At 73.7% G+C, this 12089-nt stretch carries 13 protein-coding genes; 12 read left to right on the top strand and 1 reads right to left on the bottom strand.

The features are described 5' to 3' along the window. Positions 1 to 29: 29 nt before the first annotated feature. Positions 30 to 1214 (top strand): NADH-quinone oxidoreductase subunit D, encoded by a 1185-nt coding sequence (locus tag D7318_RS10930; protein WP_120696737.1) that lies wholly within the window; start codon positions 30 to 32, stop codon positions 1212 to 1214. A 30-nt stretch (positions 1215 to 1244) separates the two neighbouring features. Here D7318_RS10930 and D7318_RS10925 read toward each other — a convergent pair whose 3' ends face one another. Next, positions 1245 to 2222 carry an SAM-dependent methyltransferase gene (locus D7318_RS10925; protein WP_230423656.1) on the bottom strand — a complete coding sequence of 326 codons (978 nt, stop codon included), beginning with the start codon at positions 2220 to 2222 and terminating at the stop codon, positions 1245 to 1247. A 99-nt stretch (positions 2223 to 2321) separates the two neighbouring features. Between D7318_RS10925 and D7318_RS10920 the strand changes: the two genes are divergently transcribed. From D7318_RS10920 to D7318_RS10865, 11 genes are all read left to right on the top strand, one after another. Next, entirely contained in the window at positions 2322 to 3533 is a 1212-nt protein-coding gene (locus tag D7318_RS10920; RefSeq protein WP_120696735.1) for a sensor histidine kinase, read from the top strand. A 91-nt stretch (positions 3534 to 3624) separates the two neighbouring features. Further along, positions 3625 to 4302: a response regulator gene (locus D7318_RS10915; RefSeq protein WP_120696913.1), complete on the top strand. Its 678-nt coding sequence runs from the start codon at positions 3625 to 3627 to the stop codon at positions 4300 to 4302. A 110-nt stretch (positions 4303 to 4412) separates the two neighbouring features. Continuing rightward, positions 4413 to 5381, top strand: coding sequence for a Rossmann-like and DUF2520 domain-containing protein (locus D7318_RS10910; protein ID WP_230423636.1), 969 nt, complete (start codon positions 4413 to 4415; stop codon positions 5379 to 5381). Further along, positions 5378 to 6247, top strand: coding sequence for a pantoate--beta-alanine ligase (gene panC / locus D7318_RS10905; protein WP_120696733.1), 870 nt, complete (start codon positions 5378 to 5380; stop codon positions 6245 to 6247). The genes D7318_RS10910 and panC overlap by 4 nt, the downstream gene beginning before the upstream one ends. Continuing rightward, entirely contained in the window at positions 6244 to 8004 is a 1761-nt protein-coding gene (locus tag D7318_RS10900; RefSeq protein WP_120696732.1) for an L-aspartate oxidase, read from the top strand. The genes panC and D7318_RS10900 overlap by 4 nt, the downstream gene beginning before the upstream one ends. Beyond that, positions 7991 to 9040 (top strand): carboxylating nicotinate-nucleotide diphosphorylase, encoded by a 1050-nt coding sequence (gene nadC / locus D7318_RS10895; RefSeq protein ID WP_183091380.1) that lies wholly within the window; start codon positions 7991 to 7993, stop codon positions 9038 to 9040. Before D7318_RS10900 ends, nadC begins: the two co-directional genes overlap by 14 nt. A gap of 2 nt (positions 9041 to 9042) precedes the next feature. Further along, on the top strand, positions 9043 to 9840 hold the full coding sequence (locus D7318_RS10890) for a type III pantothenate kinase (RefSeq protein WP_120696730.1): 798 nt from the start codon (positions 9043 to 9045) through the stop codon (positions 9838 to 9840). Between the two features lie 405 nt (positions 9841 to 10245). Beyond that, a complete protein-coding gene (locus D7318_RS10880) occupies positions 10246 to 10428 on the top strand; it encodes a hypothetical protein (RefSeq protein WP_120696728.1) in 183 nt (60 codons plus the stop codon). 66 nt (positions 10429 to 10494) lie between these two features. Next, positions 10495 to 10905, top strand: a complete 411-nt coding sequence (locus D7318_RS10875; protein WP_230423635.1) for a BlaI/MecI/CopY family transcriptional regulator — start codon at positions 10495 to 10497, stop codon at positions 10903 to 10905. Between the two features lie 9 nt (positions 10906 to 10914). Beyond that, positions 10915 to 11433 (top strand): amino-acid N-acetyltransferase, encoded by a 519-nt coding sequence (locus D7318_RS10870; RefSeq protein WP_120696727.1) that lies wholly within the window; start codon positions 10915 to 10917, stop codon positions 11431 to 11433. Between the two features lie 163 nt (positions 11434 to 11596). Next, positions 11597 to 11944 (top strand): histone-like nucleoid-structuring protein Lsr2, encoded by a 348-nt coding sequence (locus tag D7318_RS10865; protein WP_120696726.1) that lies wholly within the window; start codon positions 11597 to 11599, stop codon positions 11942 to 11944. Positions 11945 to 12089: the final 145 nt, after the last annotated feature.

Raw genomic sequence — 12089 nt, 5'->3', positions numbered from 1 at the left:
ACGCGCACCTCGGGCAGCTGGGAGACGTGATGACGGACGCCACGGGCACCACGCGAGCGACGGTCGGGATCGGGGGCGGGGCCGCGGGCGCGGACGAGGGCCCAGGCGGCAGCACCGACATGGTGCTCAACATCGGCCCGCAGCACCCGGCGACCCATGGCGTGCTGCGGTTGCGCCTGACGCTCGACGGGGAGCGCATCTCGCAGGCCGAGCCGGTGGTGGGCTACATGCACCGGGGCGCGGAGAAGCTGTTCGAGGCGCGCGACTACCGGCAGATCATCGTCCTGGCCAACCGGCACGACTGGCTGTCGGCGTTCTCCAACGAGCTGGGCGTCGTCCTCGCCGTCGAGCGCATGCTGGGCATGGAGGTCCCCGAGCGCGCCGTGTGGCTGCGCACGCTGCTCGCCGAGCTGAACCGAGTGCTCAACCACCTGATGTTCCTGGGGTCCTATCCGCTGGAGCTCGGCGGCATCACGCCGATCTTCTACGCGTTCACCGAGCGCGAGAGTCTCCAGCACGTGATGGAGGAGGTCTCGGGCGGGCGCATGCACTACATGTTCAACCGGGTCGGCGGCCTCAAGGACGAGCTGCCCGCGGGCTGGACGGGGCGGGCGCGCGAGGCGGTGGCGGCGGTCCGCGGCGGGATGACGCGCTTCGACGACCTGGTGCTCGGCAACGAGGTCTTCCGCGGCAGGACGCGGGGCGTGGGGGTCCTCGAGCCCGGCGCCGTGCACGCCTACGGGGTGTCGGGGCCGATCGCGCGGGCCAGCGGCGTGGACTTCGACCTGCGCCGCGACGAGCCGTATCTGGCCTATGGCGAGCTCGGCGACGTCCTGCGGGTGGCCACCAGGGACGCGGGCGACTGCCTGGCCCGTTTCGAGGTGCTGCTCGACCAGGCGAAGAACTCCCTCGACCTCGCCGACGCGTGCCTCGACCGGCTGGCCGAGCTGCCGCCAGGGCCCGTCAACCAGCGGCTGCCCAAGGTGCTCAAGGCCCCGGAGGGCGCCACCTACGCCTGGACGGAGAACCCCCTGGGCATCAACGGCTACTACCTGGTGTCCAAGGGCGAGAAGACGCCGTACCGGCTGAAGCTGCGCTCCGCGTCGTTCAACAACATCCAGGCGCTCGGCGAGCTGCTGCCGGGGACGCTGGTGGCCGACATGGTGGCGATCCTGGGGTCGTTCTTCTTCGTGGTCGGCGACATCGACAAGTGAGCTCCTCCCGCGCGGATCTCATGGCGGATCTCACAGCGGCGCGGGGATGCCGACGGGCTGGACGAGCCAGGTGAAGCCGCCGAGCCCGCCGGGGTCGGTCAGCTCCGCCGCCTCGCCCGCCGCGCCGAGGGCCCGCAGATAGGCGACCGGGTCGGCGGTCGCGAGGTCGAGCGAAGGGCGCCGCCCGTCCACCCCGAGCGCCGTCAGCGCGCGCCGCTGCGTCAGCAGGGCCGATCCGGGGCCCGCGCAGGCGTCGATGGCCACGTGCGCGGTCAGGTCGCGGTCGCCGTCGGGCACCGGGGGCACGGCGCGGCCGTCCCGGTAGCCCGTGAGCGTGCCGAGCGGTGGCCTGGCGTCCCTGGTGTGCGCGTAGTCGACGGCCACGGCGCAGCCGCGCGCGAGGGTGGCCACGGCGTCGGCCCAGGCCTTGTCGCGCGGCAGCCCGATCTCCGCCCGCGTCCCCGGCTCGGGGCCCGGCGGCCACCAGCGTTCGAGCCACGCCGCGTCGTCCCCGGTCACCGGGGGGCCGAGCCGTTCCGCGCCGTCCCCGTCCACCAGCACGGTCCTGGCCACCCCGTCGGGGCCGACCTCGGCGACGTCGAGCGGGACGTTGTCGAGCCACTCGTTGGCGAACAGCAGCCCCACCGCGCCCCGCGGCGCCTCCGCGCGCCACGCGATCGCCGGGTCGAGCCCCGGCGGGCGGGGGGCGCGTTCCACGGCGTACGGGCGCACCCGCGCGCCCACGTCGGGGGGCAACGCCGCGAGCACGCCCTTCACCAGCTCCCCCCGGCCCGCCCCGATGTCCACGAACGCCAGCGCGTCGGGCCGCCCGAGCGCCCTGTCCACGCGTTCGAGCAGCCGCGCGACCGCCCCGGCGAAGAGCGGCGACGCGTGCACCGCCGTCCTGAAGTGCGCGGCGGGCGCGTGCCGCAGAAAGAAGCCGCCGGGCCCGTAGAGCGCCCGCTCCATCGCCGCCCGCCATCCCTCGGGCCGCCCATCCCTGACCATCGTCACCACCCGCCGTCCACCTTGAGGAGTAGGTGGCGGCATCACGTATCGGCCGTCCGGTTGACTCCCGAGTCACACACCGTGCCTACTCTGGGTGACGTGAACCGGCTTTACGAATTCCTGCGCCGTCACCCGACCTGGGTGGACGGCTTCTGGGCGTTCGTCCTGCTCTTCACCTCCTTCACGGTCATCGCCCTGCCCGAGCAGGGCGCCTACGAGGGGCCCGAGTGGGGCGGCCTGCTGGTCGCCGCGCTGCTGGCCGGCGTGGTCACCCTGCGCCGCCGCTGGCCCGAGCCGACGCTGCTCGCCGCCGCGGGGATCGGCCTGCTCCAGGTCGCGGGCGACGTCCCGCCCCTCCCGGCGAACTTCGCGTTCTTCGTCGTCATCTACACCAACGCCTCGGGCAGCGCCCGCCGCGCCTCGCGCCTGGCCCTGCTGATGTCGCTGCTCGCGCCCACCATCTCCTCGCTCCGCTGGCCCGCCGAGGACGCCGACGAGTCCATGGCCAACGCGGTGCTCGGCGCCGTCTTCCTGACCGTCGCCTTCTGCCTCGCCTGGGTGCTCGGCGACTCGCTGCGCACCCGGCGGGCGTACTACGCGGAGCTCGAGCAGCGCGCCCACCGCCTCGAGCAGGAGCGCGAGACCCAGGCCAGGATGGCCGTCGCCGCCGAACGCGCCCGTATCGCCCGCGAGTTGCACGATGTCGTCGCGCACAACGTATCGGTGATGGTCGTCCAGGCCGACGGCGCGGCCTATGTCCTCGACACCGCGCCCGAGCAGACCAGGACGGCGCTGCGCACGATATCGGGCACCGGGCGCCAGGCGCTGACGGAGATGCGCAGGCTGCTCGGCGTGCTGCGCAGCGAGGACACGTCGGCCACGGGCCACGACTATGTGCCACAGCCCGGCGTCGAGCAGCTCGCCGACCTCGTGGACCAGGTGCGGGACACCGGGCTGTCGGTCGAGTTCCGCATAGCGGGCACCCCGAGGCCGCTGCCGAGCGGCGTGGAGCTGACGGCGTACCGGATCGTCCAGGAGGCCCTGACCAACTCGAGGAAGCATGGCGGCCCCGACGTCGGCGCGACCGTCACACTGGAGTACGGCAGTGACGCGCTCACCGTGCTCGCCGAGGACGACGGGCGCGGCGCGCAGCGGGAGTTGTACGAGGAGCGCGGCGCCGACGGCCTCGGCCAGGGGCTGATCGGGATGCGGGAGCGGGTCGGCATGGTCGGCGGCGTCCTGCTGGCGGGGCCCCGCCCCGGCGGCGGCTTCCGGATCAGCGCGACGCTCCCGCTGACCGGCGGCGAGTGAGGCGCGGCGAGCGACGAAGGCGAGCGACGAGGGCCGCGAGGCCCGGGAGGCGAGGACAGCAAGCGTGAGCGAGACCGAGGGGGCGGCCGGGGTGCCGATCCGGGTGATGCTGGTGGACGACCAGGTGCTGCTGCGCACCGGGTTCAAGATGGTGCTGGCCGCCCAGGAGGACATGGAGGTCACCGCGGAGGCGGGCGACGGCGTCGAGGCGCTCGACGTGCTGCGCTCCACGGCGGTCGACGTCGTGCTGATGGATGTGCGCATGCCACGCCTCGACGGGGTGGAGACCACGCGCCGCATCTGCCAGGGCGGCGCGGGCGGGCCAGGGGCGCCCAAGGTGCTGATCCTGACGACGTTCGACCTCGACGAGTACGCGTTCTCGGGGCTGAAGGCGGGCGCGGCGGGCTTCATGCTCAAGGACGTGCCGCCCGACGAGCTGCTGGCCGCGATCCGCGCGGTGCACAGCGGCGACGCGGTGGTCGCCCCCTCGACCACGCGCCGCCTCCTCGACCGCTTCATCACGCTGCTGCCCACGCCCGACCGCTCGGCGCACCCCGAGATCGACCACCTCACCGAGCGCGAGCGCGAGGTGCTCATGCTGATCGCCCAGGGGCTTTCCAACGGCGAGATCGCGGGCCAGCTGTTCGTCTCCGAGGCGACCGTCAAGACCCATGTCGGGCGGATCCTCGCCAAGCTGCGGCTGCGCGACCGCGTGCAGGCCGTCGTCCTGGCCTACGAGACGGGCCTGGTGCGGGCCGGGGGGCGCTGAGCCGGGCGCCAGGGCCGAGCGTTCGCCCGGCGGGCGGCCGTAGCATGGGAGCGACGTCCGGTACCGGACCGAAGGACCGGAACGCTCGATCGAAAGAGGCACGCCCCGCCGTGAACGCCGCCGCCAACGCCCCGCGCGCCACCGACGCCCGGGACCGCCCCGCCCGGCTTCGCGTCGGCGTCGTCGGGGCGGGCCGCGTCGGGCCCGCGCTCGCCGCCGCGCTCAGCCTGGCCGGGCACCGCCCGGTGGCCGTCTCCGGGGTGTCCGACGCGTCGCGGCGGCGCGCCGAGGCGCTGCTGCCCGGCGTTCCGCTGGTCGCCCCCGACGAGGTGCTCGCGCGCGCCGACCTGGTGCTGCTGACCGTTCCCGACGACGCGCTGGCGGGCCTGGTCACGGGCCTGGCCGAGACGGGCGCGGTCCGCCAGGGCCAGCTGGTCGCGCACTGCTCGGGGCGCTGGGGCACGGCCGTGCTCGACCCGGCGCTGCGCGCGGGCGGGCTGCCGCTCGCGCTGCACCCGGTGATGACGTTCACCGGGACCCCGGTGGACGTGCAGCGCCTCGCGGGCTGCTCGTTCGGGGTCACGGCCCCCGCCGAGCTGCGGCTCGCGGCCGAGGCGCTGGTGATCGAGATGGGCGGCGAGCCCGAGTGGATCGACGAGTCCGCCCGCCCGCTCTACCACGCGGCCCTCGCGCTCGGCGCCAACCACCTGGTGACCCTGGTCGCCCAGTCCCTCGAGCTGCTGCGCACCGCGGGGGTCGCGGCCCCCGACCGCATGCTGGGCCCGCTGCTCGGCGCGGCCCTCGACAACGCCCTGCGCTCGGGCGACGCCGCCCTGACAGGCCCCGTGGCCCGAGGCGACGCGGGCACCGTCGCCGCCCATGTCGCCGAGCTGCGCGCGCACGCCCCGCACGCGCTGGCCGGTTATCTGGCGATGGCCCGCACCACCGCGGACCGCGCCCTCGACCACGGCCTGCTCAAGCCCGAGCTCGCCGAGGCCCTGCTCGGTGTCCTGGCCCAGGACGGCACGGAGGGCCCGGGGGGCGCGGGCGGCGCCGGCGCCGATGGAGGAGAACGATGACGATTGCCGTCGCGCGCCGCGCCGCCGAGCTGCACGCGCGTTACAGCCCGGGTGCCGAGCGGGCCGTGGTGATGACCCTCGGCGCGCTGCACGAGGGCCACGCGGCCAACATCGAGGCGGCCCGCAAGCGCCTCGCGCCCGGCGGCCTCGTGGTGGTCACGGTCTATGTGAACCCCCTCCAGTTCGGCGCGGGCGAGGACTTCGAGCGCTACCCCCGCACCCTGGACGCCGACGTGGCGCTGGCCGAGGCCGCCGGGGCCGACCTGGTGTTCGCGCCGTCGGACGACGAGGTCTACCCCGCGGGCGAGCCCCAGGTGCGGATCGCCGCGGGCCCGGCGGGCGACCGGCTCGAAGGCGCGTTCAGGCCCGGGCACTTCGACGGCGTGCTCACCGTCGTCGCCAAGCTGCTGCACCTGGTCGCGCCGCACCACGCGATGTTCGGCGAGAAGGACGCGCAGCAGCTCGCCCTGATCCGCCGCATGGTCGCCGACCTCGGCTTCCCCGTCGAGATCACCGGCGTGCCCACCGTGCGCGAGCCCGAAGGACTGGCCCTCTCCAGCCGGAACCGCTACCTCTCCGCCCCCGAGCGCGCCACCGCGCTCGCCCTGCACCGCGCGCTCTCCGCCGCGGCGCGGATGCCGAACGCCACGCCCGAGGCCGCACGTTCCGCCGCCTCCGCCGTGCTCGAGGCCGCCGCGCTCGCCGATCCGCCGCTCGTCCTCGACTACCTGGCGCTGGCCGACCCCGTCGGCTTCACCGAGGTCCCCGACACCCACACCGGCGAGGCGATCATGGCGGTGGCGGCCCGCGTCGGCACCACCCGGCTGATCGACAACGTCCGCCTCACGCTGGGAGCGGGCGCATGAGCGACGCCCACCCCGCGATAGCCGTTCCGCTGCCCGCCGCGCTCCCCGCGCCCGCCCCCGGCTGGTCCATCGACGCCGACGTGGTCGTCGTCGGCTCCGGCATCGCGGGGCTGACCGCCGCGCTGCGCTGCGCGGCGACGGGCCTGCGCACCGTGATCGTCACCAAGGCCCGCCTCGACGACGGCTCGACACGCTGGGCCCAGGGCGGCATCGCCGCGGCCCTCGGCGAGGGCGACACCCCCGCGCAGCACCGCGACGACACCCTGGTCGCCGGGGCGGGGCTGTGCGACGAGGCCGCGGTCGAGGCGCTGGTCACCGAGGGCCCGCAGGCCGTGCGGCGGCTGATCGCGCTGGGCGCCAGGTTCGACGCGGACCCCGAGGGGCGGATCGCGCTGACCCGCGAGGGCGGCCACCACCGCCGCCGCATCGCGCACGCGGGCGGCGACGCCACGGGCGCCGAGATCTCCCGCGCCCTGGTCGCCGCCGTGCGGGCCGCCGGCATCGACACCGTGGAGAACGCCCTCGCCCTCGACCTGCTCAAGGACGCCGAGGGCCGGGCCGCGGGGGTCACCCTCCACGTGATGGGCGAGGGCCGCCACGACGGCGTCGGCGCCGTCCGCGCCCCCGCCGTGGTGCTGGCCACCGGCGGCATGGGACAGGTGTTCTCGGCGACCACCAACCCCGCCGTCTCCACGGGCGACGGCGTCGCGCTCGCGCTGCGCGCGGGCGCCGAGGTCTCGGACCTGGAGTTCGTCCAGTTCCACCCGACCGTGCTGTTCCTCGGCGCGGACGCCAAGGGCCAGCAGCCGCTGATCTCCGAGGCGGTGCGCGGCGAGGGCGCCCACCTGGTCGACGCCGGGGGGACGCGGTTCATGCTGGGGCGGCACGAGCTGGCCGAGCTCGCCCCCCGCGACATCGTCGCCAAGGCGATCACCCGGCGGATGCGCGAGCAGGACGTCTCCCACATGTACCTGGACGCCCGGCACTTCGGGGCCGAGGCGTGGGAACGTCGTTTCCCCACCATCCTGGCCGCGTGCCGCGCGCACGGCATCGACCCGGTGCACGAGCCCGTGCCCGTCGCCCCGGCCGCGCACTACGCCTCGGGCGGGGTCCGCACCGACCTGGCGGGCCACACCACGGTGCCAGGCCTCTACGCCTGCGGCGAGACCGCCTGCACCGGCGTGCACGGCGCCAACCGGCTCGCCTCCAACTCCCTCCTCGAGGGCCTGGTCTTCGCCGAGCGCATCGCCACATCCATCGCCGACGCCATCGCCACCGCCAGCGCCGACGACGCCCCCGCCGCGGCCCCCGCGGCCACGGCGCCCGCCCCCGCCGCAGGCCCTGGGCTGCTGCCGCCCGAGGCGCGCGCCACGATCCAGCGGGTGATGACCGCGGGCGCGGGGGTGCTGCGTTCCCGCGCCAGCCTGGCCGATGCCGCACAGGCCCTTGACGCGCTGGCCTCGGACGTCGACCGCAAGCCGGCCGAGCCGGGCGCCGAGGCGTGGGAGACGGCTAATCTGCATCTGGTCGCCCGCGTGCTGACCGCCGTGGCGACCCTCCGTCCCGAGACCCGCGGCTGTCACTGGCGCGAGGACCACCCCGAGCGGGACGATGCCCACTGGCGGCGCCATCTCGTCGTCACCCTTCGCCCCACCCCCGAGGGCTCGGCCCTCGCCGTCCGTACCACCGAATCGACCGCGTTCCCTGCGACGGCGCGGCGCCCACGAGGAGAACGAGCAGTCCGTGACCAGCCCTGACACCCCCCGAGCCACGCCCGTCGAGCTCACCCTGCTGCCCATCGGCGCCAGGCCGGGCGAGGCCGAGCCGGCCGGTGGCTGCGGCGCCGGGTGCGGCTGCGGCGCGGGGCACGAGGAGGCGTTCGCCCACGACCCGCTGGAGTGCGGACTCGACCCCGACCTGGCCGAGCTGCTCGCCGACGCGGGGCTCGACCCCGTCCAGGTCGAGGACATCGCGCACCTGGCGATCGAGGAGGACCTCGACGGCGGCGTGGACGTCACCACCGTGGCCACCGTTCCCGAGGACGCCGTGGCCACGGGCGACTTCGTCGCGCGCCAGGCGGGCACGGTCGCCGGGCTGCACATCGCCGAGGCGGTGCTGTCGATCGTGTGCACCGACGAGTTCGAGGTGGAACGTCACGTGGCCGACGGCGACCGCGTCGAGCCCGGGCAGGTCCTCCTGTCCGTCACCACGCGCGTCCGTGACCTGCTCACCGGCGAGCGGAGCGCGCTCAACCTCCTGTGCCGCCTCTCCGGCGTCGCCACCGCGACCCGCGCCTGGGCCGACGCCCTGGCGGGCACCCGCGCCACCGTCCGCGACACCCGCAAGACGACGCCGGGCCTGCGCGCCCTGGAGAAGTACGCCGTCCGCTGCGGCGGCGGCGTCAACCACCGCGTGTCGCTCTCGGACGCCGCGCTGATCAAGGACAACCACGTCGTGGCGGCGGGCGGCGTGGCCGAGGCGTTCCGCAGGGTCCGCGAGGAGTTCCCCGGCGTGCCCGTCGAGGTCGAGGTGGACCGCATCGACCAGATCGAGCCCGTGATCGCCGAGGGCGCCGACCTGATCCTGCTCGACAACTTCACGCCCGACCTGACGCGGGCGGCCGTCGCCCTGGTCGCGGGCCGCGCCGCCCTCGAGTCATCGGGCGGCCTGACCCTGGACAACGCGCGCGCCTACGCCGAGACGGGCGTCGACCACCTCGCGGTCGGCGCGCTCACCCACTCCGCCCCGATCCTGGACATCGGGCTCGACCTCCGCCCCGAGAGGCGCGACTGACCATGCTGCTCACCATCGACGTCGGCAACACCCATACCGTCCTCGGCCTGTTCGACGCCGACGAGATCGTGGAGCACTGGCGCATCTCCACCGACGCGCGCCGCACGGCCGACGAGCTCGCGGTGCTGCTCCAGGGCCTCATGGGCATGCACCCGCTGCTCGGCGACGAGCTGGGCGACGGCATCGACGGCATCGCCATCTGCTCCACCGTCCCCTCGGTGCTGCACGAGCTGCGCGAGGTCACCCGCAGGTACTACGGCGACATCCCCGCGGTGCTGGTCGAGCCCGGCGTCAAGACGGGGGTGCCGATCCTGACGGACAACCCCAAGGAGGTCGGCGCCGACCGCATCATCAACGCCGTGGCCGCGGTCGAGCTGTACGGCGGGCCCTGCATCGTGGTCGACTTCGGCACCGCCACGACGTACGACGCGGTCTCCGCGCGCGGCGAGTACGCGGGCGGCGCCATCGCCCCCGGCATCGAGATCTCCGTCGAGGCCCTCGGCATGCGCGGCGCGCAGCTGCGCAAGGTCGAGCTGGCCAGGCCGCGCCATGTCATCGGCAAGAACACCGTGGAGTCGATGCAGTCCGGCATCCTCTACGGCTTCGCGGGACAGGTCGACGGCATGGTGGAGCGGATGTCGCGCGAGCTGGCGGACGACCCGGACGACGTGACCGTGATCGCCACCGGGGGCCTCGCGCCGATGGTGCTGCGCGAGTCCACGGTGATCGACGAGCACGAGCCGTGGCTCACCCTGGTGGGCCTGCGCCTGGTGTACGAGCGGAACATCGCGCGCTCCTGACGGAACACGCCGGGCCCGGCGAATAGACGGGGAATTGTCTGTTTACCACTTAATGTCGGTTTATGGTTACGTCCAACGGTTCCCAGGGTCCCGGCACCCCAGGCGGTGGCGGAGACGAGAACGGTGAGCAGCAGCAGTCGCCTCGCCGACCCGCGCGCCGCCCGGTGCCGACCCCGGCTGAGGTCTTCCCCCCGCGCCGCAAGCGCCCCGCGTCGCAGTCGGGCGGCCAGCCGCGCGGCCCCGAGGACCGGGGCGGCCAGGGTGGGCAGGGCGGCCAGGGCGGCGGCGGGGGCGACGCGGACGGAGGCGGGGCCCGGGGTGGCAGGAGCGGGGGAAGCGCGGCGCAGGGCGGTCGGTAGTCTTGGGGGACGGCTCGCCCGAGCACGTCCAAGGAGGCCGATCACTGTGGACTACGCCGCAGCTCTCTTCCCGCCGTTCGTCATGGCCGCGGCGTTCACCTGGCTGATCGTGACGATCATCAAGTCCCAGGGCGGCGCGAACAAGTACAAGGAGGACGCCGCCGTCGACGCGGCGTTCGCGGCCCGTTCCACCGGAAACGGCGAGAACGCCCCTGAGCGCTCCGCCTGACGGCGGGCGGTCCGCACCAAACGCCACACCCGCCCGTTTTGTCGCGGCGCGGTTATTCTTCCTCCTGTGCCCCGTCCATTGGGAGAGCTTGAAGACGCGGTGATGAGCCGCGTATGGGAGTGGAACCGTCCCGTCACGGTGCGGGAAGTTCTCGAAGACCTCAGGCAGCAGCGTTCGATCGCCTATACGACGGTGATGACGGTCCTGGACAACCTGCATCAGAAGGGCTGGGTCAGGCGCGAGCAGGAGGGCAGGGCCTATCGCTATGAGGCCATCTCCACACGGGCCGCGTACTCTGCGGCATTGATGAATGACGCTTGGTCGGAGAGCGACAACCCCGCGGCCGCGCTCGTCGCTTTCTTCGGCATGATGTCGGCCGAGCAGACCGAGGCATTGCGCGACGCCCTGCGCGTCGGCGATGTCGCGGGAGTACAGGTCGCCGCCCCCGAAGGGCAAGCCGAAGGGCCACAACGATAGCCTCGGCCCGTGCCGGATACCTCAACTGAAGTTACTGTCCGCCGCGCCAGGACTACAGATGTGCCGTCCGTGCGTGGCCTGATCGAGGACTACTCCCGGGACCGGATCCTGCTCGACAAGGCGACCGTCACGCTTTACGAGGACATTCAGGAGTTCTGGGTGGCCGAGCGGGACCACGACGCGCGCGTGGTGGCCTGTGGCGCACTCCACGTGATGTGGGAAGACCTCGCCGAGGTGCGCACCCTGGCCGTCGACCCCCTGCTGAGGGGCAGGGGAGTCGGCCACCTGGTGCTGGAGAAGTTGCTCGCCACGGCCCGCTGGCTGGGCGTACGGCGCATTTTCTGTCTGACCTTCGAAGTGGAGTTCTTCGGGCGGCACGGCTTCACCGAGATCGGTGACGCCCCGGTCGATGGCGATGTGTACAGCGAGCTGCTGCGTTCCTATGACGAGGGAGTCGCCGAGTTCCTGGGGCTGGAACGGGTGAAGCCCAACACTTTGGGTAACACTCGGATGCTGCTCCATCTCTGATTGACGCAACAGGTGGTTGTTATGTCCGAATCGTCCCGCCGTGTCATAACGATCGCCGCGTAATGGGGCTCCCGGGGTTTGTGTTTTCCCGGCCATGGCGGTTTGATTACACCGCAGTACAACAGTCATTGGTATTCGGCGACTATGAATGAGGAGTAGCCCGGTGGCACAGAAGGTTCAGGTCCTTCTCCTCGATGACCTCAGCGGTGGCGAGGCGGACGAGACCGTAACGTTCGCGCTCGACGGGAAGACTTACGAGATCGACCTCAACTCCGAAAACGCGGACAAGCTCCGCGATGCGCTCGAGCCCTATGTCAAGGCCGGTCGCCGCGCCGGTGGCGCAAGGGCCGCCCGTGGCCGGGCACGCGCCACCGCGGCGGGCGGCGGTGGCGGCGGCGGCCAGGACACCGCCAAAATCCGCGCGTGGGCCAAGGAGAACGGATACGAGGTCAATGACCGGGGCCGTGTTCCCGCCAACATTCGCGAGGCCTACGAGAAGGCCGGCGTCTGACGTCGCGCGGCTCACCGGCACGATGATCTCCGGCGAGCCCGGCGCGACGCCTGTTCGCGCCCTTGTCCGGGGGGCCGCACTCGGTGCGCGGCCCCCCGAAGCCGTCCCGGGGGAGTGTCATGCCGCGGGCGGCCCGCCCCCGTGC

The sequence above is a fragment of the Streptomyces radicis genome (assembly GCF_003626575.1).
GTDB lineage: Bacteria > Actinomycetota > Actinomycetes > Streptomycetales > Streptomycetaceae > Streptomyces > Streptomyces radicis.
The sequence above is the reverse complement of the archived record's forward strand: the minus strand, read 5'-3'. Positions and strand labels throughout refer to the sequence as shown.